The 26052-nt window shown below is 66.8% G+C and carries 24 protein-coding genes; 13 read left to right on the top strand and 11 right to left on the bottom strand.

Features of this window, described 5'->3' with window-relative positions; all coding sequences use genetic code 11:
• Positions 1-203: 203 nt before the first annotated feature.
• Complete coding sequence (locus tag ACQR2C_RS01560; protein ID WP_434880273.1) at positions 204-1760, bottom strand: ABC transporter permease/substrate-binding protein; 1557 nt, start codon at positions 1758-1760, stop codon at positions 204-206.
• Complete coding sequence (locus ACQR2C_RS01555; RefSeq protein WP_315805590.1) at positions 1757-2551, bottom strand: ATP-binding cassette domain-containing protein; 795 nt, start codon at positions 2549-2551, stop codon at positions 1757-1759. The genes ACQR2C_RS01560 and ACQR2C_RS01555 overlap by 4 nt, the downstream gene beginning before the upstream one ends.
• Before the next feature lie 154 nt (positions 2552-2705).
• On the opposite strand from ACQR2C_RS01555, the gene ACQR2C_RS01550 reads away from it, so the two are divergent.
• The 5 genes from ACQR2C_RS01550 to ACQR2C_RS01530 all read left to right on the top strand — a co-directional run bounded on the left by ACQR2C_RS01550 (position 2706) and on the right by ACQR2C_RS01530 (position 7385).
• Positions 2706-3512, top strand: a complete 807-nt coding sequence (locus ACQR2C_RS01550; RefSeq protein WP_434848273.1) for an ABC transporter ATP-binding protein — start codon at positions 2706-2708, stop codon at positions 3510-3512.
• Positions 3513-3727: 215 nt separating this feature from the next.
• Complete coding sequence (locus ACQR2C_RS01545; protein WP_315805591.1) at positions 3728-4513, top strand: ABC transporter permease; 786 nt, start codon at positions 3728-3730, stop codon at positions 4511-4513.
• A 221-nt stretch (positions 4514-4734) separates the two neighbouring features.
• A complete protein-coding gene (locus tag ACQR2C_RS01540) occupies positions 4735-5748 on the top strand; it encodes an ABC transporter substrate-binding protein (RefSeq protein ID WP_434880272.1) in 1014 nt (337 codons plus the stop codon).
• Between the two features lie 3 nt (positions 5749-5751).
• The gene (locus ACQR2C_RS01535; RefSeq protein WP_434880271.1) at positions 5752-6468 is read left to right on the top strand and encodes an NUDIX hydrolase; all 717 of its coding nucleotides are present in this window, start codon (positions 5752-5754) and stop codon (positions 6466-6468) included.
• Complete coding sequence (locus ACQR2C_RS01530; protein ID WP_434880270.1) at positions 6465-7385, top strand: polyphosphate kinase 2 family protein; 921 nt, start codon at positions 6465-6467, stop codon at positions 7383-7385. Before ACQR2C_RS01535 ends, ACQR2C_RS01530 begins: the two co-directional genes overlap by 4 nt.
• A 283-nt stretch (positions 7386-7668) precedes the next feature.
• Here ACQR2C_RS01530 and ACQR2C_RS01525 read toward each other — a convergent pair whose 3' ends face one another.
• Positions 7669-10434, bottom strand: coding sequence for an EAL domain-containing protein (locus ACQR2C_RS01525; RefSeq protein ID WP_434880269.1), 2766 nt, complete (start codon positions 10432-10434; stop codon positions 7669-7671).
• Between the two features lie 150 nt (positions 10435-10584).
• Entirely contained in the window at positions 10585-11832 is a 1248-nt protein-coding gene (locus ACQR2C_RS01520; protein WP_434880268.1) for a FecR family protein, read from the bottom strand.
• Positions 11833-11959: 127 nt separating this feature from the next.
• On the opposite strand from ACQR2C_RS01520, the gene ACQR2C_RS01515 reads away from it, so the two are divergent.
• Entirely contained in the window at positions 11960-13756 is a 1797-nt protein-coding gene (locus ACQR2C_RS01515) for a ShlB/FhaC/HecB family hemolysin secretion/activation protein (RefSeq protein WP_434880267.1), read from the top strand.
• A gap of 512 nt (positions 13757-14268) precedes the next feature.
• Positions 14269-14664 carry a hypothetical protein gene (locus tag ACQR2C_RS01510; RefSeq protein WP_316217040.1) on the top strand — a complete coding sequence of 132 codons (396 nt, stop codon included), beginning with the start codon at positions 14269-14271 and terminating at the stop codon, positions 14662-14664.
• Here the strand turns inward: ACQR2C_RS01510 and ACQR2C_RS01505 are convergent, their stop codons facing one another.
• A complete protein-coding gene (locus ACQR2C_RS01505; RefSeq protein WP_316217039.1) occupies positions 14665-15177 on the bottom strand; it encodes a DUF1833 family protein in 513 nt (170 codons plus the stop codon).
• An 11-nt stretch (positions 15178-15188) separates the two neighbouring features.
• Positions 15189-16436: a multidrug effflux MFS transporter gene (locus ACQR2C_RS01500; protein WP_434880266.1), complete on the bottom strand. Its 1248-nt coding sequence runs from the start codon at positions 16434-16436 to the stop codon at positions 15189-15191.
• Positions 16437-16642: 206 nt separating this feature from the next.
• On the opposite strand from ACQR2C_RS01500, the gene ACQR2C_RS01495 reads away from it, so the two are divergent.
• From ACQR2C_RS01495 to ACQR2C_RS01485, 3 genes are all read left to right on the top strand, one after another.
• Positions 16643-16963 carry a hypothetical protein gene (locus ACQR2C_RS01495; protein ID WP_434880265.1) on the top strand — a complete coding sequence of 107 codons (321 nt, stop codon included), beginning with the start codon at positions 16643-16645 and terminating at the stop codon, positions 16961-16963.
• A 1-nt stretch (position 16964) separates the two neighbouring features.
• Positions 16965-17600 (top strand): CAP domain-containing protein, encoded by a 636-nt coding sequence (locus ACQR2C_RS01490; protein ID WP_434880264.1) that lies wholly within the window; start codon positions 16965-16967, stop codon positions 17598-17600.
• Between the two features lie 167 nt (positions 17601-17767).
• The gene (locus ACQR2C_RS01485) at positions 17768-18121 is read left to right on the top strand and encodes a hypothetical protein (protein WP_434880263.1); all 354 of its coding nucleotides are present in this window, start codon (positions 17768-17770) and stop codon (positions 18119-18121) included.
• A gap of 64 nt (positions 18122-18185) precedes the next feature.
• On the opposite strand, the gene ACQR2C_RS01480 is transcribed toward ACQR2C_RS01485, so the two are convergent.
• Positions 18186-18911, bottom strand: coding sequence for a Crp/Fnr family transcriptional regulator (locus tag ACQR2C_RS01480; RefSeq protein WP_434880262.1), 726 nt, complete (start codon positions 18909-18911; stop codon positions 18186-18188).
• Between the two features lie 123 nt (positions 18912-19034).
• Here ACQR2C_RS01480 and ACQR2C_RS01475 point away from each other — a divergent pair, with 123 nt between their 5' ends.
• Positions 19035-19271: a hypothetical protein gene (locus tag ACQR2C_RS01475; RefSeq protein ID WP_434880261.1), complete on the top strand. Its 237-nt coding sequence runs from the start codon at positions 19035-19037 to the stop codon at positions 19269-19271.
• A gap of 6 nt (positions 19272-19277) precedes the next feature.
• On the opposite strand, the gene ACQR2C_RS01470 is transcribed toward ACQR2C_RS01475, so the two are convergent.
• The gene (locus ACQR2C_RS01470) at positions 19278-20042 is read right to left on the bottom strand and encodes a TetR/AcrR family transcriptional regulator (protein WP_434880260.1); all 765 of its coding nucleotides are present in this window, start codon (positions 20040-20042) and stop codon (positions 19278-19280) included.
• 21 nt (positions 20043-20063) lie between these two features.
• On the opposite strand from ACQR2C_RS01470, the gene ACQR2C_RS01465 reads away from it, so the two are divergent.
• A complete protein-coding gene (locus ACQR2C_RS01465) occupies positions 20064-20354 on the top strand; it encodes a hypothetical protein (RefSeq protein ID WP_434880259.1) in 291 nt (96 codons plus the stop codon).
• Between the two features lie 127 nt (positions 20355-20481).
• Positions 20482-21048, top strand: coding sequence for an HXXEE domain-containing protein (locus ACQR2C_RS01460; RefSeq protein WP_434880258.1), 567 nt, complete (start codon positions 20482-20484; stop codon positions 21046-21048).
• A gap of 155 nt (positions 21049-21203) precedes the next feature.
• Here ACQR2C_RS01460 and ACQR2C_RS01455 read toward each other — a convergent pair whose 3' ends face one another.
• The 3 genes from ACQR2C_RS01455 to ACQR2C_RS01445 form a co-directional block, all read right to left on the bottom strand.
• Positions 21204-22655, bottom strand: a complete 1452-nt coding sequence (locus ACQR2C_RS01455) for a sensor histidine kinase (protein ID WP_434880257.1) — start codon at positions 22653-22655, stop codon at positions 21204-21206.
• Between the two features lie 237 nt (positions 22656-22892).
• Positions 22893-24452, bottom strand: coding sequence for a serine hydrolase domain-containing protein (locus ACQR2C_RS01450; protein ID WP_434880256.1), 1560 nt, complete (start codon positions 24450-24452; stop codon positions 22893-22895).
• 259 nt (positions 24453-24711) lie between these two features.
• Positions 24712-25446, bottom strand: coding sequence for an alpha/beta fold hydrolase (locus tag ACQR2C_RS01445; protein WP_434880255.1), 735 nt, complete (start codon positions 25444-25446; stop codon positions 24712-24714).
• Positions 25447-26052: the final 606 nt, after the last annotated feature.

Here is a 26052-nt window from a genome sequence, read left to right as displayed (position 1 = left end):
CTATGGCAGGTCAGTTATGAAGTCAATCTTATAAGTTTAACTGATGATATGCGCGGTCCCCGGGGCGTTGTGGCTCGAACACGTTCGTTCGCTCTGCAAGAGCCCTTATCGGGCTCGCGCGCGCGAGATGATTGCGATTGAATTGGCCGGACAAGCAGTCGTGACGTCGGGAGCGATCAGGCAGAACTCGGAAAGCGGATGATCTACTTCCCGATCTTCGCCCACAGCCAGCGCGCCACCGCCTGCGGCGAGGACTCCGCGTCGCTGCCCGAGGCGCGCAGATTGGCCTGCTGCATCGTCGCGATGTCGATGCGGCCGAGCAGCGGTCGTAACGCATCCTGCAACGCGCGGTCCTGGGCACGCTTCGGCGACAGCAGCAGGATCGCGTCGTAAGGCGGGATCGCCTGCTTGGGATCGTCGAGCACGACGAGATCATATTTCGCGATCAGGCCGTCGCTGGTGTAGCCGGCGATGACGTCGACCTCGCCGGAGGCGGCCGCGGCATACATGAAGTCGGGCTGCATCTGGCGCTGGGCGCGGAAGGCGAGGCCATAGGCGTCGCGCAAGGCCGCCCATTCCGGGCGCGAGAAGAACTCGTAGTCGCCGGCGATCGACATGTCGCTGGTGTGACGCGCGAGGTCGGCGATCGAGCGGATGCCGAGCGCCTCGGCCGTCTTGCGCGGCATCACCAGCGCGTAGGCGTTCTCGAAGCCGAGCTCGCCGAGCAGGCTCACCTTGTCCTTGGCGAGATCCCGCTTCAGTGCACCGAGCAGCGCAGCGCGCGGCAACTGCTCCTTGTGGTGAAACTGGTTGGCCCACAGCGTGCCGGAATAGTCGACATAGGCGTCGATGTCGCCGTTCTTCAGCGCCTCGTAGATCACGCTGGAGCCAAGCCCGGCGCGCGTCGTCGCCGAGAGGCCGGATGCCTGCAGCCGCTCGCTGATCAAGGCCGACAGCACATATTGCTCGGTAAAGGTCTTGGCGCCGATCACGTAGCCTGCCGAGCCGCCGGCCAGCGAGGGCAGGAGACTCGCGCCGACCATGAGCGCGATGGTTGCGGTGCCAAGCCCGACACGGGCACGGCTGCGCCTGCGCAGGCCATCCTCGATCAGCGCCAGCAACTGATCGATGGCAAGCGCCAGCACGGCGGCGGCGACGCAGCCGAACACGACCAGCACCCAGTTCTGGGTCTGCAGCCCGGCAAAGATGTAGTTGCCGAGCGAGGTCTGGCCGATCGGCGTCGACAAGGTCGCGGTGCCGATCACCCACACCGCAGCGGTGCGGATGCCGGCCATGATCACCGGCAGCGCCAGCGGCAGCTCCACCATCGTGAGCGCCTGGCGCTCGGTCATGCCGACGCCTTTGGCGGCCTCGATCAGGCTTGCGTCGACGCCGTTCAGCCCGGTGATGGTGTTGCGCAGCACCGGCAGCATCGAATACAGCGCCAGCGCCAGCACCGCGGGCAGGAAGCCGAAGGCCGAGAACGAGAGCCCGAACCAGCGCAAGCTCAGCGCGGCCAATGCCAGCAGCAGCGGATAGAACAGCGCCAGCAGCGCCAGTCCCGGCACCGTCTGCACCACGCTTGCCGCGCCGAGCAGCAGATTGCGCAGGGCAGGGCGATTGCGCGCGAGCAGCGCCAGTGGAAAGCTCACGGCAAGGCCGAGCGCCAGCGCGGCGAGGCTCACGCGCAGATGGCTGCCGAGATAGTCAGGGAGATGCGACAGCGCCTCGGTGAAGCGTGGATCGGACAGGGCGCTCATGCTGCGCCGCTTTCGGGCAGCAGCGCGGCCAGCCGCGCCGCCTGCCGGCGCGGCGTCGTCATCAGCTCCGTCACGTAGGGTTCGCGGCTGGCCGCGAGCTCGGCCGGCGTGCCGATCTCGATCAGGCGTCCGCCGCGCATCACTGCGATGCGGTCGGCGAGCAGCAGGGCCTCGGTGATGTCGTGCGTGATCATGATCGTGGTCAGCGCGAACTGCTCATGCAGGGCGCGGTAGTCGCTGCCGAGCGCATCACGCGTCAGCGGATCGAGCGCGCCGAACGGCTCGTCCATCAGCACGATCTTCGGCCGCGCCGCGAGCGCGCGGGCGACGCCGACGCGCTGGCGCTGGCCGCCCGAGAGCTCGTGCGGCAGCCGGTCGCGATGCGCCTTGCGGTCGAGCCGCACGAGGTCGAGCAGCTCGCCGACGCGCGTGGCGATCTCGGCCGGCGGAGTCCCCAGCAGCCTGGGGGTGATGCCGATGTTGGCGGCAACCGTCATGTGCGGAAACAGCGCCCCGTTCTGGAACACGGTGCCAATCCGGCGACGCAGGCTGACAGGATCGAGGCCGGCGATATCCTCACCGGCAATCCGGATCGCGCCGCCGTCCAGCTCGATCAGGCGGTTGGTCAGCCGCAGCAGCGTGGTCTTGCCCGAGCCGGAGCCGCCCACGATCGCCAGGAACTCACCCTCGGCGACCTCCATCGATACGCCGTCGACCGCGGTCACGGTGACCGACGGACCAGGAAAGCTCTTGCGGACGTTGGCGTAGACGATGAACGGCGTGCGCGGCATGCGGCCTTGCGGAACGGTTGGCCGGGGTGTTGGCGGAGGTGTTGGCCTTGGGCTCAGTCAGATGACCTAGCACGTCCGGGCCGCGCGTTGAACTTCGCCGCGCAAGCGGCTAAGCCGTCCCGGCCATTCTCCGGGGAGGAACTTGGACGTGACGATGCCCACGGCCGCCGCGGTCGCGCTGGAGCGAACGACGGTGGCATTCCGTCTCGCCGGCGGACGCACCTACACCGCCGTCGAGACGGCGGATCTGGCCGTCGCCGACGGCGAGTTCGTCGCCATCGTCGGGCCGACCGGCTGCGGCAAATCCACCCTTCTCAACGTGGCGGCGGGACTGCTGAAGCCGGCCGCCGGCCAGGTGCGCATCTTCGGCCAGCCGCTGGCCGGCCTCAATCGCGACGCCGGCTACCTGTTCCAGGCCGATGCGTTGTTCCCATGGAAGACCGCGCTGGAGAACGTCGCGATCGGGCTCGAGGTCGCGGGCACGCCGTCGAAGGATGCGGCCGCCAAGGCGCAGCAATGGCTGACCTCGGTCGGCCTCGGCGCCTTCGGCAACCGCTATCCGCACATGCTGTCTGGCGGCCAGCGCAAGCGCGTCGGGCTCGCCCAGGTGCTGATCCGCAATCCCCGCATCATCCTGATGGACGAGCCGTTCGGGCCGCTCGACGCGCAGACGCGGCAGATCATGGGCAATTTGCTGCTCGATCTCTGGAATGCCGACCGCAAGGCGGTGCTGTTCGTCACTCACGATCTGGAGGAGGCGATCGCGCTCGCCGACCGCGTCGTCATCATGTCGGCCGGCCCCGCCTCGCGCATCATCGGCGACTGGCGCGTGACCCTGCCGCGCCCGCGCGACATCTTCGAGGTACGCATGAAACACGAGTTCCACGAGCTGCATCGCGAGATCTGGCAGACGCTGAAGTCCGAGGTCGAGAAGACCTACAAGCAGGCGGAGGCGGTGTGATGGGGGCGGCAATGAGCTTCGTGGGAGCCCCGCTGTTTCGGCGCGTGCAATGCGCTCCCTCCCCCCTTGTGGGGGAGGGTGGGGGAGGGGGGTACCCCGGAAAGACCGGTGGTTGGGGGACCCCCCTCCCCAGCCCTCCCCCACAAGGGGGGAGGGAGCGCAGCGGCGCAAGTGGCGTCGGCCGTGGACCCCTCACGCAGCGCGAGGCGGCCTGAATGTCGCGTCTTGGTTTGCTCGCGCTGCAGCTGCTGGTCGCCATCGTCGCGATTGCGCTGTGGCAGTTCTTCGCCACCGTGCCGGTGTTCGGGCGCATCTGGCTTCCGCCATTCTTCTTCTCCAATCCGGTCGACGTATCAGCGCAGGTCGTCAAATGGTTCTCGACCGGCGCGATCTGGAAGCACCTCGCGATCACCCTGTGGGAATCGATCCTGGCGTTCGCGATCGGCTCGCTCGGCGGCGTGCTGGTCGGCTTCTGGTTCGCGCGCAAGCCGCTGGTGGCCGCCGTGTTCGATCCCTACGTCAAGATGGCCAATGCGCTGCCGCGCGTGGTGCTGGCGCCGATCTTCACGCTGTGGCTGGGCTTGGGGATCTGGTCCAAGGTCGCGCTCGGCGTGACGCTCGTCTTCTTCATCGTGTTCTTCAACGTCTATCAGGGCGTGAAGGAGGTCTCGACCGTGGTGCGCGACAATGCCCGCATGCTCGGCATGAGCGAGCGGCAGTTGATGCGCCACGTCTACTGGCCGTCGGCGCTGTCGTGGATGTTCTCGTCGCTGCACACGTCGGTGGGCTTCGCCGTCGTCGGCGCCGTCGTCGGCGAATATCTCGGCTCGGCCGCCGGCCTCGGCTACCTGATCCAGCAGGCCGAAGGCATCTTCGACGTCGCCGGCGTGTTCGCCGGCATGTTCGTGCTGTCGGCGTTCGTCATCCTGATCGACATCTGCGTCACGCTGGTGGAGCGGCGGCTCCTGGTGTGGCGGCCTGACGCGGCGGATGGACGGTGAGGGGCGCGGTGCTCCCACATCCTCCGCCGTCGTCCCGGCGAACGCCGGGACCCATACCGCGTGATATCGCGGTTGGAAAAGACGGGTCGTCCCGTGTGCCCCAAACCACTCCCTGGGGTTATGGGTCCCGGCGTTCGCCGGGACGACGGCGGTGGGTGGCGCAGCCTTCTAAAGCCACATCAACACGCCTAATCTGACCAACGACAGAACGGAGGAAACACATGAACAAGATCATCGGCCGGGTCACCGGCGCGCTGCTGGCGCTTTCGCTGAGCACCGGTCTCGCCAGCGCGGCCACCAAGGTCACCATCGCAATCGGCGGCGGTGCCTGCCTGTGCTATCTGCCGACCGTGCTGGCCAAGCAGCTCGGCGAATACGAGAAGGCCGGGCTCGACGTCGAGCTGGTCGATCTCAAGGGCGGCTCGGATGCGCTGAAGGCGGTGCTCGGCGGCAGCGCCGACGTCGTCTCCGGCTATTTCGATCACTGCGTCAATCTCGCGGCCAAGAAGCAGGAGATGCAGTCCTTCGTCGTCTACGACCGCTATCCCGGCCTGGTGCTGGTGGTCGCGCCGTCGCACAACAAGGAGATCAGCTCGATCAAGGATCTCGCCGGCAAGAAGGTCGGCGTCAGCGCGCCGGGCTCCTCGACCGACTTCTTCCTGAAGTACATGCTGAAGAAGAACGGCCTCGATCCGTCGGGTACCGCCGTGATCGGCGTCGGCCTCGGCGCGACCGCGGTGGCGGCGATGGAGCAGGGCCAGATCGACGCGGCCGTGATGCTCGATCCCTCGGTCACCGTGCTGCAGGGCAAGCATCCTGACCTCAAGATCCTCAGCGATACCCGCACCCAGCACGACACGCTGGAGGTGTTCGGCGGCGAATATCCCGGCGGCGCGCTGTACTCGACGGCGGCCTGGATCGCCGGCCATGACAAGGAGGCGCAGGCGCTGACCAACGCCATCGTGGCGACGCTGGGCTGGATCCATTCGCATACGCCGGAGGAGATCATGGCGAAGATGCCGGAGGAGCTCGTTGGCAAGGACAAGGCGCTGTATCTCGCGGCGCTGAAGAACACCATCCCGATGTACTCCCAGACCGGCAAGATGGATCCGAAGGGCGCCGACGCCGTGCTCGCGGTGTTCTCGACCGGCTCGCCCGACGTCGCCAAGGCCAATGTCGACGTCAGCAAGACGTTCACCAACAAGTTCGTCGAGCAGGCGAAGGGCGCGAAATAGCGGATGACGGACGTCGTCATCCAGCGCGTCACCACGCTCGACCTCAAGGTCGAGCCGTGGGACTGGCCGTTCGCGAACCAGCGCCGCGACGACATCGCGGCGCATTTCGCGGAATGCCAGCGCGCGAGGCCCGGCCTGTGGAACGGCCGTGTGCTGCTCGGGCGCAATCCGCGCATCGCGGACGGACGTTTTTCGGCGAGCTATTTCGAGACCGATTTCGCGAGCCTGCTGGCGTGGCGTGACTGGGGCTTTCCGGATCGCGCCGCCTTCAACGGCTTCGGCATGGGCGCGCTGCGGTCCGCCGACGGCGCCTTCGTGCTCGGCGAGATGGGCGCCCATACCGCCAATGCCGGCCGGCTGTACTTTCCCGCCGGCACGCCGGATCTCGACGACGTCAGCGATGGCGTGCTCGATCTCGCCGCTAACGTGGCGCGCGAGGTTGAGGAGGAGACGGGACTCGCGCCATCGGACTATCAGGCCGCGGCGCATTGGGACTGTGTCGTGACCGGCGCGTCGATCGCGTTGATGCGCGTGCTCGACGCCCCTGACATGGGCGAGGCTCTGCAGCGCCGCATCGAGGCCAACCTCGCGGCCCAGGACGAGCCGGAACTCTGCTCGATACGGCTGGTTCGAAGCAGGAATGATCTGACTGCGGCGATGCCGCGCTTCGTGACCGCCTTTCTCGAAACGCAATTCAGCCCCGGAGAGCCGTCCTCATGAGCAAGAAACCGCGCACGCTGGCCGATGAGCTCGATGGTTTCATCTCGCCGTACCGGATCGATGGCGGGCACAAGTTTCATCTCAAGTCGCACAAGACCAAGGTCAAGGGCGGCCTCGCCAAGGAAGAGGGCGAGGCGATCATCGAGCAGAACCGCCAGCGGCTCGCCGACTTCCAGGAGAAGCTCTACGCGCAGGACCGCTGGTCGGTGCTGGTGCTGCTGCAGGGCATGGACGCCTCCGGCAAGGACAGCGCGATCAAGAGCATCTTCGAGGGCGTCAATCCGCAGGGCTGCGAGGTCACCTCGTTCAAGCAGCCGACCTCCAAGGAGCTCGACCACGACTTCATGTGGCGCAGCGCCATCGCGCTCCCCGAGCGCGGCCGCATCGGCATCTTCAACCGCTCCTACTACGAGGAATGCCTGGTCACGCGCGTGCATCCGGAGATCCTGAAAGCGGAGAAGCTGCCGCCGAGGCTCGTCACCAAGAACATCTGGCACGAGCGCTTCGAGGACATCTCCGCGTTCGAGCGCTACCTCACGCGCAACGGCACCGTGATCCTGAAGTTCTTCCTCAACATCTCCAAGGAGGAGCAGCGCGAGCGCTTTCTCGACCGGCTGGAGGAGCCGGCGAAGAACTGGAAGTTCTCGATGGGCGACGTCACCGAGCGCGCGAGGTGGAATCGCTACCAGGCGGTCTATCAGGACATCGTGCGCCACACCTCGACGCCCTATGCGCCGTGGCATGTCGTTCCGGCCGACCACAAATGGTTCGCCCGTGTCGTCATCGGCTCGACCATCGTCGCCGCGCTGGATGGCCTGGACCTGCATTTTCCGCGCGTCGACGCCGGCTCGCGCGAGGAGTTCAAGGCGGTGCGCAAGGCGCTCGAGAGCGAAGGCAAGGGCGGCAAGAAGGGCTGAGCGCGAAGCGCTCATCGCACTCTCTCGTTCGTCCGTGGCACCCGCTAGTCAGCTCGTCATGCCCGGGCTTGACCCGGGCATCCATCCCTTCAACGGAAAGCCGTTCAAGGAGCTGGATGGCCGGGTCAAGCCCGGCCATGACGGATCAGTGAGTCAGGCGCTCGCATGGGCCCAACCTTGAACTGGGCGCCCGGACATAACGGTGGATTAGTGCTCGACACGCGAGAGATGCGAGCGTGCACACGCATGGCCCATCCGCTCGCATCAATCCCGCCATCTCACCTCACGCCGCGCCGGCTTGGCGTGTGTCCTCGTGCACCTGCAGGAACCGCTGCGTGAAATCCGCTGCCGGCATCGGCTTGCCGAAGTGATAGCCTTGTCCCTGCTCGCAGCCGAGCCGCAGCAGGAACTCGGCCGTCGCCGCGTTCTCGATGCCCTCGGCGATCACCGACAGGCCGAGCTGCTTGCTCAGGCTGACCGTCGAGCCGACGATGGCCGCGTCGTCGGCCTGGGTCAGCACGTCGCGCACGAAGGAGCGGTCGATCTTGAGCCCGTCGAGCGGGAATTTCTTCAGATAGCTCAGGCTTGCATAGCCGGTGCCGAAATCGTCGAACACCAGGCTGACGCCGAGTGCCTGCAGCCGGTTGAACGTCTGCAGCACGCCGGGTTCGTCGTGCAGCAGGATGTCCTCGGTGACTTCGAGCTCGAGCAGGCGCGGCGACAGGCCGGTCGAGGTGAGCAGCTTGCTGACGAAGGCCGCGAGGTCGCCGGACTGGAACTGGGACGGCGAGAGGTTGACGCCGACGCGAATGTCGTGGCCGGCGAGCTGCCAGTCCCGCGCCTGCCGGCAGGCGGTGGCCATGACCCAGGTCGCGACCGCCTCGGACAGATGCGAGGTGTTGACGACCGGAATGAAATCACCCGGAGGCACGAGGCCGCGGGTCGGGTGACGCCAACGGATCAGCGCCTCGGCGCCGATCACGCGGCCGCCCAACAGCTCCACTTGCGGCTGGTAGAACAGCTCGAATTCGTTGCGCTCGACGGCGAGCGCGAGCTCGGCCTCCAGCGTCAATCTCTGCTCGAGCTCGTGGCGGATGGCGCTCTCGAACAGCACATGACTGCCCTGCCGGTCCATCTTGGCGCGACAGAGGGCAAGGTGGGCGTTGCTGAGCAGCTCGTCTGCCGAGTGCCCGCCCTCGGGATGCACCGCGATGCCGAGGGTGACCTTGACGCGCTGGTGACGCGTGCCCGCGTCCAGCGGCGCCTCGAACAAATGCGACAGATGATCGGCGAGCTCGGCCACGGTGCCGCCGATGGCGGAGCAGGGAATGGCGAGCGCGAACTCGTCGCCGCTGAGCCGGGCGACGCGGCCCATGCCGCCGATCTCGGTGTGGAGCCGCTCGGCCGCCGCGCGCAAGACGCTGTCGCCGAAGGCGTGGCCGAGCGTGTCATTGATGCGCTGGAAGGCATCGAGCCCGATCACCAGCAGCGCCACGCGGTCGGCCGCGGCATCCGCGGTCGCGATCATGGCGGCGAGCTCGCTCTGCAGCGTGTTGCGGTTGATCAGCGCGGTCAGCGTGTCGTGCTCGGCGAGGTAGCGGATGCGCTCGGCCTCGCGCTTGCGCGCCGAGATGTCGCGCAGGATCACGCCATATTGCAGGCCGTCGGCGCCCTGCCAGGCGGAGAAGCTCGCCTCGACCGGAAATACCTCGCCGTCCTTGCGCCGGCCGTCGAACTCGATCGTGGAGCCGTCGGGCATCAACGTCGCCGGCAGCGCCGCCTCCTGCTGCGGAAACAGGTCATGGGTGTCGCTGCCGTCGGCGCGCAGACGCGCAAAGGGCTGGCCGATGATCTCGTCGGCACCGTAGCCGAAGATCGCGACCGCGCCCGGATTCCACACCGTGATCCGCCGGTTGCGGTCGGTACAGACCAGCCCGTCCCCGATCGACATCGCGATCCGCTCGAAACGGCTCTCGGCGACGTGCCGCAGCAGGCCGCGGAAGTCGATCTCGTCGAGGGCGGTGGCCGCGAGATAGGCGACCAGCGCGATCTGCAGCAGCGAGGTGTCGAGCACCACGGCGTAGCGGTCGTGCAGCAGCAGCGCCACGGCCTCAATCAGGACGCTGATCATGGCGATCAGCAGCGCGCGCCGCGCCGCCGAGAGGTGCCGCCAGCTCGCCAGCATGATGATGACGATCAGCAGCACGCCCGCCATCGTGGCCGCCGTCGACGTCGAGAGCAGGGTGCGGTGCTGAACGATGGACTCGGCCGCCAGCGCCTGCAGCATGACGCCGGGCAGGACGCGGCCGTTCGGCACGCTGTAATAGTCGCCGAGCTCGATCGCGGTGGCGCCGACGATCACCCGCTTGTCCTTGAGCCTGGCCAGTGCCGCCGCGTCGCCGCGGACGACATCGACATACGACACCCGCGGCAGCGACGACAGATCGATGCCGTAGTCGACCAGGAAAGAGCTGTTCTTGACCGCGTCGCTGCCGGCGAGGAACGCACCCATGGACTGCAGGAAGGTTTTCGCGCCGCCCGTGTCGCAATATTCACCGAAAGCGTAGCTTCTGACGCGGCCATCGCGCGCCACCTCGACGTTCACGAAAGCCGACCATGCGAGCTGCTCGAACTGCGGCAGCGGCCGGTTGAGGTGAATGGCGGTGTCCTTCCCCGCCGCATCGAGCTGCCTGAAGGCCGGCAGCACGACCGAGCTCTTGGCGTTCTGCAGCGCGGTGAGGAAGGCCTCATCACCGGCTGCCTCGGACGGCGTGCTGAAATCCACGTCGAAGGCGACGTCGCGGACGCCGGCGCGCTGCAACTGCTCCAGCAGGCGCGCATGCTGGCTCCGCGGCCACGGCCAGACGCCGATGGCTTCGATCGAGCGCGGGTCGATCGCGACCACCGCGATCTCGCCGCTGGCGGGGCGGGTGTCGAGGCGTAAGCGCAGATCGACGAGGGCGTTGCTCAACAGCTCGTGGCCCCCCGACAGGCCGACCGTCAGCAGCGCAACAACGACCAGAATATGCGGCATGAACCGCCTGAACATGCCCTCTCCCGAATATCTGCGTGCCACGTCGACGCCCGCGTTCCCGATCCCGACCTCATCCCGCTCCGACCGCAGAGCCATGGAACCCTGCGAGCCCGCGCTCCCCCATGACGGCGCATGACGCAGGCGTGGACGCTCGAGCGGGACTCCCTAGTTCTTGCTGTGACCGTAGGCGTAGGCATTGCCGTGGTTGCCGTTGCCATGGTTGCCGCTGTTGCCGTTGCCGCTATTTCCGTTACCGCTGTTACCGTTGCCATTGCCGTTGTTGCCTTGGCTATCGTTGCCCTGGCCGTTGTTGCCGTTACCGCCATTGTTGCTGCCGCGGCTGCCACCATTGGCATTGCCGTTGCCGGCGTCGCCATTGCCGGCTGCATTGGCGCTGGCGGATCCGCTTGGCGAGCCGACCGCCGCGGTGACGGCAGCTGCGATCGAGGAATCTCCCGACGAGCCGTTCGCGGTCGCCGAGTTGCTCGTCGAATTGCCGCTATTGCCGCGCGCGTCATTCCAGGCGGTGCTTCGTCCTGCTCCTGCGGCCGGCGTGTGGGCGCCATGGGCGAGGCCGCGCGTCGCCTTCTGGATGTTCAAATTGACCTCGCCGATCGACGACGAGATCCGCACCACGCCGGGCTTGGCGCCGCCGAATCCGGTCGCAGAATGCTGCTGCGCGGCGACCGTTGTGCCCGGACGCGCGGGCGGGCCGTTGACGTTCAGCGCGTGGATCACGCTGCCCTTGGCCTCGCGGGGCGCCTGCAGGCCGTCGCGCGGCACCGGAACGCGATCGATGGTGGAGGCGCGCGGCGGGCCCTGCTCGATCGGGCTGAAGGTGCCGGCGCCGGACAGGCTGAGGCCGGAGCGGCCGCTCGCAAAGGCGGTGGCGGCCTGGCCCGGCATCACCTGGGCGATCTGGCCGGTCTTGAAGTCCGACACCTGCACCTGGCCGCGGCTGACCTCGACCTTGGTGCTGCGGCCGGAGATCGTGACGCTGAACTGCGTGCCCTTGACGACGGCGGCGAGATAGGGCGTCTCGACCTCGAAATGCTGGACGTTGCGCTTCTCGACGTCGAGCAGGATCGAGCCGGCGCGCTGCAGGATGGTGGTCGCCATGCCGTCCCTGGCCGCGGTGGGCAGGCCGACCTCGGAGTTCGGCGCGATCACGATCGTCTCGGCGCCGCGGGTCAGGCGGACGCGGCCGGTCGGCCCGGTCCGGATCGTATCGCCTGGCTTGAGCGGGTCCTCGCGACCGAGCGACACCTGCGCTGCGCCCTGGGTGGTGACCCAGACCTCACCGGACGATTTGCTCACGAGCCACGGCTCACCGTCGGCCGCGAACGCGGCCGGCATTGCACCGAAAAGGAACGCGGCGATCAGTCCCGGGATCAGGAAGCGCTTGGATGACATGGCACGAACTCGCATCGTTGGCGGCTTTTGAAACTAATCGAAATGTTTCAAGAGACCCTTAGGAGTTGCAGCCGTGTTTGCCTCCCGCATTTACGCTTCGTTGACCTTAACAAACTAGAAACGAGGCATGCGCGCTGGTTGTGTCGACGGAACTGGGAGGACTGCGGGTTGGCGCGACGGCGCGGCCGGACCGCACGGCTCGCGACGGCTGCATGGAGCCGTGATCGCCGCCGGCATTTCCCTGTCCGCATCGCTGTTTGCAGCGACGGCCAATGCGCAGCAGGTCAGCCAGCCGGGCTTCGATCCGCGGCAGACCGAGCGCTATTTCGACGAGCAGCAGTCGCGGTCGACGCAGCCGCCGCCGCGGCCGCGTACGCCGCAATTCGCGCCCCAGGGCGGCGGCGATCGCAAGCCCTTGTTCACCATGCGCGGCGTCACGCTGACGGGGGCCTCCGCGCTGCCCGCCGAGCAGCTCGCCGCGAGCTATCAGCCCTATCTCGGCAAGCCGGTGTCGCAGGCCGACCTCGCCGCGATCACGACCGCGATCAGCGATCAGTACCGCGCCGCCGGCTATCATCTCAGCCGTGCGATCGTACCGCCGCAGGACATCCGCGATGGCCGGGTGCGGATCCAGATCCTCGAAGGCAGCATCACCGAGGTGACCTTGAAGGGTGCCGGCGCGGAAGAGTTCGGCATCCGGCCGATGCTCGCCCCCGTGCTGGCCGAGCAGCCGTCACGGCTGGAGACGCTGGAGCGGCAGTTGCTGCTGATCAACGGCCGCGGCGGCGTCCGTCTGGTCGATTCCGCGCTGGAGGAGATCGGCGGCACCACCGGCCGGTTCCGCCTGGTGATTGAGCTGCAGACCTGGCACGTCTACGGCTTCGCCGGCGTCGACAATCTCGGCTCGTCGACCGTCGGTCCCTGGCAGAACTACGCCACGGCCGCCTTCAACTCCTATCTGCTGCCGGGCGACACGCTCACCGCCAACCTGTCGACGACGCCGGGAGATCCGCGCCAGCTCGCCTTCGGACGGCTGTCCTATGAGGTGCCGGTCGGCACCGACGGCGCCTATGTCGGCGCCTCCGCGCTGTACAGCGAGGTGCGGCCGGGCGACCGGAGACGGCTGTTCAACGACAACACGGTGACCGAGACGCTCGAGCTGCGCGGCGGCCTCGTGCCGATCCAGTCGCAGCGCGCCTCGCTGAAGCTCAATCTCGCGGCGGCCTTCAGCGACGTGACCGAGCGCGACCTGTTCGGCATCTGGTATCGCGATCGCGTGCGGACGCTGACCTTCACCGCCGACTACCGCTGGAAGGATGATCTCGGCGGCGACAGCTACCTGACGGCGGCGTACCGGCAGGGCCTGAACGCGTTCGGGGCGACGCCGCTCGACGATCCCCTTGCGTCGCGCGCGGGCGCCTCGCCGAGCTTCTCGGTCTTCAGCGGCTGGTTCGCGCGCTATCAGACATTGTCCGAGGCGTGGTCGCTGAAGCTCGCGGCCGCCGGCCAGCTCGCTTCGGGTCCGCTGTACAATTCGCAGCAGTTCTATCTCGGCGGCCTCGCCTATGGCCGCGGCTATGGCAGCGCCGAGATCAGCGGCGACAACGGCGTCGCCGGCACGTTCGAGGTCCGCTTCGAGCAGAAGCCGAACTGGCAATATCTCACGAGCTACCAGCTCTACGGCTTCTTCGATGCCGGGCTCGCCTGGAACGACGGCTTCCGGCCGTCGGACGGCGTGGCGCTGACCTCGGCGGGAGCCGGGATCCGCTTCACCTTCCCGAACGACTGGCGCGCCGACCTCGGCGTCGCCGCGCCGCTCAGCTACCGTGCCCCCGACAACACGACGCGCAGCGCGCGCCTGCTTCTGACGCTGTCGAGCGTGCTCAAGCTGTGCCCGCAGCGCGGGCAGGGCCCCTGCATCTGAGAACTGGCGGGATCGGTGCGGCGGCGGATGTCCGCTCTCCCGTTGGGCGAGCGCGCCTGCGCGACCTCGCGCGCTCCGGATAGCCGGCAAACTCATCCAGCATCCAGCGTTGCGAGAAGCCATCGGGCGCGCCCACCTCTGGCAGCGCGCGGCCGAACAGCTCGCGCTGGACATGACACGCAAGGTCCAGCGGTTGCGCGACTGCCAGCTGATCGGGGGGGAGAAACTTCGCCCGCTCGTTGCATCCCATCTCAGTTGAACTTTCTCTGCAACGCTGCCATATTTTCTATTGCAATTGGAGGTTGTGTAATGGCCGACGAACCTAAGTCCGACACACCGACGCCCCCAGCGGAAGAGCCAACGGCGGAACACGAGCTCCCCGCGGAATTGTGGTGGAAAGAATTCCTCAGGGCCAAGACAAGCTCAACTGGCGCTGCAGCACCCAGTGCCCCTCCGAAGGAGGCGAAGCTTATTAGTCTGGCGAGGCTTTTCAGCCGTTCCTCGAACATGCGATGAAGCTTCAGGGCTACCGCGACGCGTTCACGATGTATACCGCCAAGGTGAGCGACATCTGTCGTCACCTGGGTCTGACGGGCGTTGTAATCATTTGGACCTTCAAAAAGGAGGTCGCCGGACAATCCGCTATTCCGAGCGAGCTTCTGCTGCCGCTCCTTCTTATTGCGTCCGGTCTACTGGCTGATCTGCTGCAGTATTTCCTGGGAGCGATCATCTGGTTCTTGTACTATCGGAAGCAGGAAATCTTAGGCACCAAAGAGGATAAGGATATCGGTCACACGCCGCTGCTCGACCTTCCCATGAACGTCCTGTTCCTGTTGAAAGCCGTTCTGTTCGTTGTCGCTTATGGATGCATCGCAGGCTATTTCTTTCGAGCCATCTCGTTTTTATGATCAAGGCAACAGGCTCGGAAACTGCTGATATGTGTAGTCTTTCGAGATCCACGACCATGCCGTCAGCGTCGTCCCGGTGATCGGCACATTGCGCAATTCGAAATGGACGCGGCCACAGGCCGGCCTGGTCAGATCGCTGCCAAGATATTCGCGATAGAGCACGTCGATATAGGCGCGTACGCCGAGCGCGGCACGGATCTGCGGCACCAGCTCGCGCGCGATATTGTCGATCGATATTCGGCAGGACGGCGGCTGCGCCTCGCGCTGCGCCGGATGGTCGGCCTGGAACGGACAGGCGACGAAGGTCACCGTGCTTCTGGCGTCACGCGGCGCACCGGCCTTGATGCCGTAGCTCATGTCATCGCCGACGTTGGCGACCACGCGCGCGGCCTGCGCGAAGGACGGATGCCTCCGTGCCGAGGGACTGGGCCCCTCGGTCGGCGCGACGCGCCGACCTCTTCCGACGGAGCGGAGGTGAGAGGAGATCGCGGTTGGCGCTCGGGTCTCGATCAAGTGCCTCAGATCTAGACCGGCTTGCCATGGCCGTGGAACAGCCGGCCCTTCTCGGTGATCAGGACGATGACCAGCGCGCTCGACGTGCAGGCCAGGAAGCCCGCGGCGAACGGCAGCGCGCTGCCGTCGAAGGCCTGGCCGACGACGGCGCCGGCGGCCATGCCGAGCAGGGTCGTGATCGAGCCGTAGAGCGAGGAGGCGGTGCCGGCATTCGCCCGTTGCGGCTCCATCGCCAGCGCGGTGAAGTTCGCGAACATCAGGCCGAACGAGAACATCATGCCCGCCGACAGCAGCATGAACAGCCACAGCGGCAGCATGCCGAGAACCGCCGCGCTGAAACAGGCCAGCGCGATGACGACGCTGCCGACCAGCGCGCCGTGCGAGATCATGCGCATGCCGAGCCGTCCGACGAGGCGGGCGTTGAGGAAGCCGGCGACCGCAATGGTCACCGCGATCGCCGCGAAGGCGAGCGGGAAGTAGTGGCCGAGATGATAGACCCCGGTGAACAATTGCTGCGACGACAGCACATAGCCGAGCACGGCACCGAAGATGCCGCTCGCGGCGAGCGCATAGCCCAGCGTCTGGCGGTTGGTGAGGGTGGTGCGGAACGCCGCGCCGATTTCGGCGACCGAGAACGGCTTGCGCTCGCTTTCGGGCAGCGTCTCCGGCAGCCGCATCGCGGTCCACAGCAGCGTGACGATGCCGTACAAGGTCAGCACCACGAAGATGCCGCGCCACTGCGTCAGCAGCATCACCGCCTGGCCGAACGACGGCGCGATCACGGGAATGGCGATGAACACCATCATCGCCAGTGAGACCACGCTCGCCATGCGGCGGCCGGCATAGCAGTCGCGCACGATCGAGGTCGCGATCACCCGCGTCGCCGCGGTGCCGAGGCCTTCCAGCGCGCGCGCCAGCAGCAGCATCTCGAAGGACGGCGCGGCGATCGCGAGCAGGCTGGCGACCGCATACAGCACCATGCCGCCGATCAGCACCGGGCGCCGGCCGAAGCTGTCGGACAGCGGGCCGATCACGAACTGGCCGAGGCCGAAGCCGATGACGAACGCCGTCAGCACCGTCTGCAGCCGGTTGGCGACGTCGATATGGAACGAGGCGCCGATGTTCGGCAGCGCCGGCAGCATCATGTCCATCGCCAGCGGATTGAGCGCCATGATCGCCGCGACCACGATGACGAATTCGGTGAAGCCCATCGGCCGATGGCGGACGATCTCGATGGTGTCGGCACTGGTATCAGCCAAGGCGCGGGCCTTCCAAGGTGTTGGGAATGCGGGAGAGGTGACCCATAAGTATCGGGTTTGCTGCGTCGCACAAGGCGTGTTTCGGAATGGCTGGTCACCGGCGCTGGCCGTTGGCGCGATTGTGACCGCCCGTGAGCCGCGGAAAATTGCGCCAGCGGCGACGCGATGGTAACGGCCGTGTGATCGACGTCCGGATCCAGGCCCGCATGAAGACCTACAAGATCGTCGTCCATGTCCCGGAAGCCGCGGGTGACGCCGTGCGCCACGCGATGGGCGAGGCCGGGGCCGGCCGCATCGGCAACTATGACTACTGTTCGTTTACCTCGAAGGGCACCGGCCGGTTTCGCCCGCTCGCCGGCGCCGACCCGGCCATCGGCGCGGTCGGCCGGCTCGAGACGGTCGAGGAGGAGCGCATCGAGACCGTGTGCGCCGCGGACCGGCTGAGGTCCGTGATCCAGGCGATCCGCGCCGCGCATCCCTATGAGGAGCCGGCGATCGACGTCTACCCGATCGAGAGGGTGGACTAGCATGCCTATGCTTCGTCTCATGCTGCGCCGCTTCCGCACTCTCCTGATCGCGGCGTTGCTCGCCACGGCCGCAGCGGCCGCGGCGCGGGCCGGTGACGCCGCGCCGGCCGATCAGATCTCGGCGTTCCGGCTCGCCCACGGCGAAGGCCGCGTGACGCGCGACGCCACGCTCGACCGCATCGCGATGGAGCAGGCGCGCGCGATGGCCGACAAGGACGATCTCAGCCACGAGGTGCTCGCTCCCTTCACCCGCCGTGTCGCGCCGTCGAAGGCCGGCCGCGCCGCCGAGAACATCGCCTACGGCTATGATAGTTTCGACAAGACGCTGGGGCAGTGGATCAACTCGGCGGGCCACCGCAAGAATCTGCTGCTGCCCAAGGCGACCAAGGTCGGCATCGCCAGCGCAAGGAATGCGAGCGGCAAGCGCACCTATTGGGCGATGGTGATCGCGGGCGACTACGACGCCGACAAGCCGAAGGGCGCTCCGAAGAACAAGGGCAAGGCCGTGGTCGCGCAGACGGCGACACGATCCGGGAAGGGCGATGCCAGGCCGGCGACGCGCTGGGGCGCCAAGCCGCCGACGTCCTCCGCCAAGGACTGCCACCTCAGCATCAAGGTCATCGGTCTCTGCATCTGAGCACAGCGGCCTGCGGCCGCTGCTGAACGCGACGCCGCCGCGGGATCACGCCGTTGTGCGATGCGTCTTGTTGCTGAGGCGAGTCTTATCGGATATGCAAGCAATGGTTGTCTTTTTGGCAGCCAGTATCGTGAAGATTTTTCATCTCATTTTGAACGGAGACCATCATGGCAGTCATTGAGCAGACCTCAACCACCAGCACCAACCCGCAGACCGCCTCGGCGTCCTTCCAATGGTCGCTCACCTCCTACGAGGAGCAGGGCAATCTGTGGCTCAAATGGAGCACGAACGCGCCGTTCCGCGCGCAGCAGGGGCAGATCTCCGTCTACAGCGGCAGCGGCTTCCCTTCCGATCCGAAGAAGGACCGCAAGGCCTGGTCGTGGGACAACGAGCACGGCGGCGGCTCGGGATGGGACACGGGCCTGCGCTACGGCTCCGACTGGTACTGCGCCTGGATCGCCGAGAAGAGCCCGAACGGGCCGTACGCCTACGCGGTCACGCTCGTCACCAAGCTCGCCTGAGCTGACGCGCGCCGCCGCCAAAGGCGGACGTCCCGAGGCCCCTGGCCGCGCTGAGACCTGTGCCTCAGCGCGGCTGCTTCTTCAGGTGCAGATAGCCGGGATCGAACTCGCCGATCGCGCATAGCCGCGCCCAGTCGTGCACCGTCAGCATGCCGCTGCGGAAATCGACAGCGCGGCTGGCGCGCAGCTCGACCAGCGTGCGGTTGACCGTCGCGATCGCCATGCCCAGTGCCTCGCCGAGCTGCACCAGGCTGACCGGCAGCTGCAACTGATCGTTCCGGACATGGCCGAGCGCGCGGGCGCGATAGAACAGCTCGCAGAACATGTGCGCCATGCGCGCCGGCTTGCTCCGCGCGCTGTTGTTGGTGATGGCCTCGCGGAAGATCGACGCATCGATCAGCGTCTCGCGCCAGATCGCAAAGCCGAGCGTCGGCCGCCGGCTGATCGCGCGGGTCAGCTCCTTGTGCGCAACGCTCGCCACCACCGCCGGCCCGATCGCGCAGACGGCGTGATCCATGCGGTCGAGGAAGATCGCCTGGGCGTCGGGCCAGTCACCCGGCATGTGAAAGGAGAGATACTGCCGCTGGCCGCCGGACAGCAGGTGATAGCGCGCCACCCATCCGGAGATCACGACGACGGAACGGTCCGGCTCGTCCCCCTGGCGGATGAGGTCCTCCTGATCGGCGAGCTCGCGCAAAGCGAAGCTGAAACTCCGGACCTCGGCGATGTCCTCACCGGACAGTTTCGAGTGCTCCCTGAGCTTGTTGGTGACGATCCGGTCCGCATCCATGAAAATCGTACCGTCCGGGCGCTGTTGCGTATCAAATGAGACGACGGAGCCGGCGTGACCGACTAAGGTCGACTTCAGTAGATGCGGTCGAAGGTTGCCGGTCGCCGCATCGGGAGAACAGCTGTGCCCCACATCGCGTTCCTCTCCCGGCTCCGCCGATTGTTCGGTGGCACGGGGCCGCATATCGAGACCATCGCAGCCGCCCTTGCCGACGGCCGCATCAAGCAGCCGGCTCATCCGATGTCGGATCAGGAGCTATCGCGCGCCATCCGCGAGTTCCAGAGCCGGCCGGCCTCGGATGAGGCCTTGAAGAAGCTCGCTGAGCGGCTGGAGGCCGCGAAGCGTGACGGCCCCTCGTGACGGCCCTCATGACGATTGGGCGGGATCCGGCTCCAGCAGGAACAGCATCAGCCGCACCAGTTCGTCCTCGAGCTCGCGTGTGCCGACGAGGCGATGCTCGCGCATGACGGCGGCCCGGATCGGGCCCAGCGCAGCGCGCACCAGGATGAAGCGGCGCGCGGCCGGCATCGCCTCGCTCCGCAATCCCACCGTCTCGATCAGCCGTTCGGTCATGCGGTCCACCATCTCGTGCAGCGCCTTCTGCAGCTCAGCGTCATTGCCCAACAGGCCGAGCAGATAGCGCCGCACACGGTGACGGCCGGCGAACGGGGCGAAGCCCTGCCGCACCGCCGCGCGCACGATCGCCTCGCGTCCAAGCCCGCGATGCGCCTCCAGCGCCTCCCCGAACTCCGCCTCCTGGCGAGCGAACTCGCGCAGCACCAGCGCACGCAACAGTGAGGTCTTGTCCCTGAAATAGCTGTAGAGCGTGCCGATCGAGAAGCCCGCGCGCTCGGCGATGGCGTTCGTGCTCAGGCCCTTGCCGCCGCCGCTCTGCAGAAGTTGAGCGGTTGCCTCGAAGATCACGTCGAGGGTCTGCCGCGTGCGCTTCTGCACCGGGGTTTTTCGAAGCGTTTCAGGAGCTTGCTGCATCAATCCGATCTCGGGTCGCGCGCGTGGGAAATCGAGTAGGCGTTGCCGGCGGTCCGAGCTAAGCCAGAGCTCGCATGCGGGGCGGACAGTGAGCAGTGATGAGTTCACGGCCGAACCTGCTAGCGTCAGGCTGAACCTCATTTGAACGAAGGATCGATTGCCATGCTGCGCCTCGTACTGCCGTTTGTTGCCCTCATCGCCGTCTCCCCCTGTCTTCTGTCGCAGAGCGCGTTCGCCGGCAACCGCGCCGCGGCCGACAGCTGTGCCGCCAAGCTGTCGCCGGTGGCGAAGCAGATCTACGACGCGTCTGCGTTGGCCATCGGCCCGGACAGCGTCGTCAAGGACGTCATCGTCGAGCGTGTCAGGCCGCTGGTGATGGCCGGAAGGTTCGATCGCGACACTGCCCGCGCCAACGCCACGCCGGCCGGCGAATGCCTGGTGCTGCTGAAGTAGGTCGCGCCGCGCCCCGCAAGGTTTGGAGGCTGCGATGGGACATCAGGCCGCAGCCTCCCGGAGCAGGCGGCGTCGCTCCGGGGCAACCCGGCTTGGCAAGTTCAGCCGACTCGCGCATCACTAGGTGATGCTGGAGCTTCTCACCCGTCACTGGGTTGCCGGCGCCGTGTTCATGGCCGCAGCGCTGCTGGCGCTGGTCCCGCTGCTGGCGGCCGACTGGCCGCTCGCGCTGCTGCTGATCTTCCTGCATTCGCCGGGCTACATGATCCACCAGGTCGAGGAGCACACCGGCGACCGCTTCCGCAGCTTCGTCAACACCGTGATGTTCGGGGGGCGCGAGGCGCTGACCACGATCGACGTGCTCTGGGTGAATTGCGGCGCGGTCTGGGGCATCGACCTGATTGCGCTCTACGTCGCCTGGATCGCCGGCCCGGCCTGGGCGCTGGTCGCGCCCTATCTGATGCTCGTCAACTCGCTCGGCCATATCGGCCCGGCGCTGCGCTTCCGCGGTTACAATCCGGGCCTCGTCACCGGCATCGTGCTGTTCATTCCGCTCGGTCTCGTCACCGTGCTGACGATCCCGGCCACAGCGGCGCAGCATGCCCTCGGATTCGGCCTGTCGCTGCTGCTGCATATCGTCATCGCCGCCAACGCGATCCGTCGCGCCCGCAGCGCCGGCCTGGCCAAGGCCTAGAGCGCCGAGCGCGGCCTTGCCCACCCGACGGCGTCGGTACCTTCGGCGAGTTCGCCCGCCAGCCTCATCTGCTCGTACGATCGCTCGTTCGTGACGGCGGCAGAGCGGTGCGACGGTTCCTTGCCCGATCGCCGCGATGCGCGCGTCCGCCTCGTCTATTGCGCCGCCGCGAGGTCCAGCTCGGCCGGCCTGCCTGGCCCGATCAGCGGAATGTCCAGCGTGATGCGCGTGCCCTGCTGCGGCTGGCTGTCGAGCTCGATGCGGCCGCCGAGCGTGGATGCCACGAGGTTGAAGGCGATGTGCAGGCCGAGGCCGGCATTGCCCTTCTCGCGGCGCGTGGTGAAGAACGGGTCGAACACCCGGCCGCGCACCTGGTCGCGCATGCCGACGCCCTGATCGGCGCAGACGATGCGCACCGACTCATCGCTGGGCTGCGCGACCTCCACGGTGAAGACGCCGCTGATGTCGCCGGGATAGGCATGCGTCGCCGCATTGAAGGCGAGGATGCCGATGACCTGTCCGAGTGCGCCGGGATAGCCGGTGAGCACGATGCCCTCCGGGCAGGACAGCACGACCGTCAGTCCCTGGCGCACCAGCAGCGGGCGGAGCTTGGCGACGTGATCGGTCATCCAGCTCTGCAATTCGAAGGTCTGCAGCGCCTCGTTGGCCTGGTCGACGGCGACCTGCTTGAAGCTGTGGACCATCTCGGAGGCACGATGCAGGCTCTGCGTCGTCAGGTGCAGCCCCTGCTGCAGCCGCGCGACGCCCCTCGCCAGATCCGAGCGCCGCACCGGGCCGCCGCCAAGCATGCGGGCGATCGCCTGGACGTCGCCGTCCATCGCCGTCGACGTGGTCAGCGCCAGACCAAGCGGCGTGCTGACCTCATGGCCGACGCCGGCGACGAGCTGGCCGAGCGAGGCGAGCTTCTCCGCCTGCACCAGATGGGCCTGCGTGGCGTGCAGATCGCGCAGCGAGGCCTCGGAGCGCTCCTTCTCCCGCTGCAATGCCTCGGCGGTGCGGAACTGCTTGCGCGCCTGGTACTCCCGCGCCCCGACCGCATAGAGCGACAGCAGGCAGGCATTGCCGACCAGCGAATGATCGATGAAGCGCAGGCCCGGCGGCAGTGGCTCCGTCGCGAGACTCTCGGCGACCGCCAGCGCGCTCCAGCTCGTCGCGCAGAAGATCGCGTAGGAGCCGGTACGCAGAGGCAGCATGGTGGAGACGAACAGGATGACGATGGTCATGCCGGCCGCGGAGTATGTGAAGCCCGACGGCAGCACCCAGTAGATCGTTGGCAGCACGCAGCCGGGGATCACGCAATAGACGAGATGGATCGGCTCCGCCCATCGGCGCGCCGGCGTCGACAGCAGCGCCGTCAGCGGCAGCAGCACCAGCACGGCGGTCCCGCCGCGGATCGCAAGCGTCGTCGGCACGATCTCGGGATAGAGCACCCAGTCCCACAGGGTGTAGCCGGCGAAGGTCATGGCGCCGAGCAGCATCGCGATCTGCGTCCAGGCGGTATTGCCGTGAACGAATTGATCAACGAAGCGCCGCTCCTCCACGGCATCCTCGAAACGCAGCCCCAGGCGTTCCAGCAATCCCAACATTATGCCACCGCAATCGAAAAACGATCCCCCGCCACGGGCACAGGACCGCAGCAGGAAGGCAGACATACACGAGATGAGCTGCTCGCGAAAACGACGGGAGATCGCATCCGTGGCCTGCGGCACGCGGAAGGTTATTAGAACTGTTCCAAACTATTTTCCGGCCCGGTCTGGCAGTCCGTCAGCACGAAGCATCTGGACTCCGCTGCTATCAGGAGTTTGGCGGAGCCGATCGGGGACTCATGGCGCCGCCTGACCCTCGATCGCCAGATCCTTGCCATAGCGGCCCTTGGTTCTGAACGTCACCTTGTCGCCATCGAAGGTGAGCCGCCAGTTGCGCTCCTCGCCCTGGCCGATGAATTGCACGTCGATCGCGAAGGTCGTCGGATCGACCCAGTTGCCCTTCATGGCGCGGTACACATAGGGCTGCCAGGGATGGGGTGGCGCGGTCTTGCGATAGAGGCCGTCGAGGCCGATCGGACTCTGCAGATGCACTGTTCCCCCCGTGCGGTCTCGCGACGGGATGTCCCAGGTGACTTGCGGCTCGGGTCCGGTGAGGTTGAGGGTGATCGTGTTGATGCCGAGCGGGCCGGGCGGAAATGTATAGGTTTTGCCCGAGATCGTCGCTGCGATATCCGGGACACTGCCGACCGTGCCTCGCGTCTCCGTCGCGGCCTCGCCGATGGCGGCCACCAGGGCCTCCTTGGCTTCATTGGCGGCAGGCAGGGCCTCGTTCGATTTCACTGCGGCCAGGATCTCGTTCGCGAGCTTGCGGAACGGACAGAAATTGCGCGCGGTCATCACCGCCACGATGTCAGGGTCCGGCAGCACCATGATGACCTGGCAGTGATAGCCCACCGCCATGAACACGTGTTTGTCCGGCAGGGCCCAGAACTGATCGGCGTAGGAGAGTCCCGGATCGAACGTCGCATTCATGCTGACGGTGGCGTGGTTGACGGCCTCGATCCAGTCCGGCGGCAGCAATTGCTGCTCGCCCCAGCGGCCGCGCCGCAGATAGAGGTAGCCGATCTTCGCCATGTCGCGCGGCTTCAGCGCCAGTCCGAAGCCGCCGCTGGAAATCCCCTTGGAGTCCTTGAACCAGGCGATGTCGGTGATGCCGAGCGGCGCAAACAGTCGCTCCCTGGCAAAATCCTCCGCGCTCTTGCCGGTGAGCTTGGTGACGATGGCGGACAGCAGATGCGAGTTGCCGCTGTTGTAGTAGAACGTCTCGCCCGGCGCATGCGCCATCGGACGGTCGAGAATGTACTGCACCCAGTCGGGGCTTCGTCCCATCTCGTACAGCGACGTCTCGGCGCCGCCGTTGTAGCCCTCGTCCCAGTCGAATCCGGAGGTCATGTTCAGCAGATGCTGCACGGTGAGTGCCTGCTTGCGCGCATCGACGTTGTCGATCTTGCGATCCTTGAAGAAATCGAGCACCGGATGATCGAGGCTGTCGAGCACGCCGTCCTTGAGCAGCATCGCGATCAACGTCGAGACCACCGCTTTGGTCGACGAATTGATGATGTGCGGCTCGTCGGCGTCGTAGGGCGCGTAGGACGCATCGAGCACCACGCGACCGTGGCGTGTGATCAGCAGGCTGTCGAACCTCATCGTCTTGCCGGCGGCGACGAGCTTTGTCAGCGCCGCCGAGTCCATGCCTTCGTCCTCGGGTGTGGCGGTCGTCCAATCGGGGTGGGGGAAGCGGGACAGGCTGACGTCGTCGGCCCAGGCGATTCTCGTGAAGAGACCGGCCACCAAGACCGCCGCGACCAACAAGACGACAATCCTGAGACGCACCATGCCGAACGTCCTCTGATGAACGAGGCAATGATAGGGTATCAGAAGACCGCAATCCATCAAAGATTGTGTGACGATCGTATCGCTCGCGGCAGCACCGGCGCATTGCCGGTGACAGGGTCAGAACCTGTCAGGCCATCTCCGAGCCGAGTGCATCACGGTCAGAATCTCGATGCCGGCTGTCGTGGGGCGATAGGGCACACTGTAGGGATATCGGTGAGGACGAACTCGCGGGTGCCGGCCACGCGGGAGTGTTTCGCGCTCATGCCATCCAATGCTCCCGCAGCGCCGCCGCGATGCTCTGCGGCCGCTCGACGAGGCTCCAATGGCCGGCGTCCTGCTCGACGTGAAGGGATGCGCCGTGGCGCTGTGCGAAGCGGCTGAGTGTGTCGAGCGGCACGTAAGGGTCTTGCGTGCCTGAGATCACGAGGCCGCGCCGCGGCAGCTGCGCCAGCCGTTCGATCCAGTCGCCGCGGAAGCAAAGCCCGTTCGCCGAGCGATACAGCGCGAGGATGGCGCGCTTCATCGGCGCCTGCCAGGCCGCGGCTTCACCCGCGGCGAGCTCGGCCGGCAGTCCGCTCTGGCGAAACATCCGCGCCATCATCCGCGGCGTCGACAGCGCCATGACGATCTCGCCGAGCACGGGCGTGTTCCATATCCGGGCAATGCGATGGCCGCGATACTCGGGATCGAGCACGCCGCCGACGACAGCCCAGCTCCGCACCAGCTCGGGCCGCAGCGACGCCGCGCGCAGCACCAGCAGCGCCCCCCAATCATGCCCGACCAGGTCGAGCGGCCCGACCGCGGCATGCTGTGCGTCCATCAGCGCGACCAGCCAGTCGGCGTAAGCGTCCTTGATGCAGGTGAACCCGGCCGGGGTTTCGCCGCAGAAGCCGGGCAGGCAGGGGACGGCAACGGTCTCGCCGAGCGCCGCGATCAGCGGCCCCCAGATTGCGGGCGTATCGGGGACGCCATGGAGGAGGAGGCGGTTGCTCATGATGTGATCCTAGCACATGCGCGAATCTTCGTATTCGGCGAAATTGTCTCTTTCCTTTTTTCAGAAAACATGCTTCTCTACATCACCCCGCCTCATCGAAGAGGGGCGTACGCGTCGTCACGATACGTGGAGTGCGGGGAGCGATGGCCGTGAGGCGCCGGTGGACGACTGGCGCGTTGCGGACGGCGAAGTCGTGTGGTCCTGGCCTCTCGTCGCTGAGGTCAAGTTCGCGGTCGTTGCTTATGGGCACGCGCGGGCGATGGGGGCAAGAACGCCGATCCCCAGGGAGAGCGCGAAGTAAGCCGTAAAGCCGTTGCGCAGGGAAGGCCGGGATGTCCTGGCCGATCCTGTGGTTCCTGCCCCGTGCACTTCTTTCCGCACGGGGGCCGCGGGTGTCGGCAGACGCCCGGCCTTCCCTGCACCCTCGATTGGCGAGGGGCGATGCTGATGATCAGCCTGGGCACGATGGTGTCGCGGGAATGATGAGTTGCGTGCTGATGCAGATGTTGACGCCGCCAACCACACCCTCACCGTCATCCCCGACAAGCGCGCGGTCACGCGCGCGCAGATCCGGGATCCATCACCCCAGGGAGACCTGTGAGGCAC

The organism is Bradyrhizobium sp. HKCCYLRH3061, assembly GCF_051168015.1.
Taxonomy (GTDB): domain Bacteria; phylum Pseudomonadota; class Alphaproteobacteria; order Rhizobiales; family Xanthobacteraceae; genus Bradyrhizobium.
Note: the sequence above shows the minus strand (reverse complement) of the source record. Positions and strands in the feature narration are given on the sequence as shown.

Coding starts and splice junctions, on each gene's coding strand:
- ACQR2C_RS01515 (WP_434880267.1), top strand. CDS start 11,960: ATGCGCGCTGGTTGTGTCGACGGAACTGGGAGGACTGCGGGTTGGCGC.
- ACQR2C_RS01525 (WP_434880269.1), bottom strand. CDS start 10,434: ATGTTCAGGCGGTTCATGCCGCATATTCTGGTCGTTGTTGCGCTGCTG.
- ACQR2C_RS01535 (WP_434880271.1), top strand. CDS start 5,752: ATGACGGACGTCGTCATCCAGCGCGTCACCACGCTCGACCTCAAGGTC.
- ACQR2C_RS01550 (WP_434848273.1), top strand. CDS start 2,706: ATGCCCACGGCCGCCGCGGTCGCGCTGGAGCGAACGACGGTGGCATTC.
- ACQR2C_RS01555 (WP_315805590.1), bottom strand. CDS start 2,551: ATGCCGCGCACGCCGTTCATCGTCTACGCCAACGTCCGCAAGAGCTTT.
- ACQR2C_RS01455 (WP_434880257.1), bottom strand. CDS start 22,655: ATGTTGGGATTGCTGGAACGCCTGGGGCTGCGTTTCGAGGATGCCGTG.
- ACQR2C_RS01545 (WP_315805591.1), top strand. CDS start 3,728: ATGTCGCGTCTTGGTTTGCTCGCGCTGCAGCTGCTGGTCGCCATCGTC.
- ACQR2C_RS01470 (WP_434880260.1), bottom strand. CDS start 20,042: ATGAGGTTCAGCCTGACGCTAGCAGGTTCGGCCGTGAACTCATCACTG.
- ACQR2C_RS01530 (WP_434880270.1), top strand. CDS start 6,465: ATGAGCAAGAAACCGCGCACGCTGGCCGATGAGCTCGATGGTTTCATC.
- ACQR2C_RS01520 (WP_434880268.1), bottom strand. CDS start 11,832: ATGTCATCCAAGCGCTTCCTGATCCCGGGACTGATCGCCGCGTTCCTT.
- ACQR2C_RS01460 (WP_434880258.1), top strand. CDS start 20,482: ATGCTGGAGCTTCTCACCCGTCACTGGGTTGCCGGCGCCGTGTTCATG.
- ACQR2C_RS01560 (WP_434880273.1), bottom strand. CDS start 1,760: ATGAGCGCCCTGTCCGATCCACGCTTCACCGAGGCGCTGTCGCATCTC.
- ACQR2C_RS01465 (WP_434880259.1), top strand. CDS start 20,064: ATGCTGCGCCTCGTACTGCCGTTTGTTGCCCTCATCGCCGTCTCCCCC.
- ACQR2C_RS01485 (WP_434880263.1), top strand. CDS start 17,768: ATGGCAGTCATTGAGCAGACCTCAACCACCAGCACCAACCCGCAGACC.
- ACQR2C_RS01495 (WP_434880265.1), top strand. CDS start 16,643: ATGAAGACCTACAAGATCGTCGTCCATGTCCCGGAAGCCGCGGGTGAC.
- ACQR2C_RS01490 (WP_434880264.1), top strand. CDS start 16,965: ATGCCTATGCTTCGTCTCATGCTGCGCCGCTTCCGCACTCTCCTGATC.
- ACQR2C_RS01540 (WP_434880272.1), top strand. CDS start 4,735: ATGAACAAGATCATCGGCCGGGTCACCGGCGCGCTGCTGGCGCTTTCG.
- ACQR2C_RS01480 (WP_434880262.1), bottom strand. CDS start 18,911: ATGGATGCGGACCGGATCGTCACCAACAAGCTCAGGGAGCACTCGAAA.
- ACQR2C_RS01450 (WP_434880256.1), bottom strand. CDS start 24,452: ATGGTGCGTCTCAGGATTGTCGTCTTGTTGGTCGCGGCGGTCTTGGTG.
- ACQR2C_RS01445 (WP_434880255.1), bottom strand. CDS start 25,446: ATGAGCAACCGCCTCCTCCTCCATGGCGTCCCCGATACGCCCGCAATC.
- ACQR2C_RS01510 (WP_316217040.1), top strand. CDS start 14,269: ATGAAGCTTCAGGGCTACCGCGACGCGTTCACGATGTATACCGCCAAG.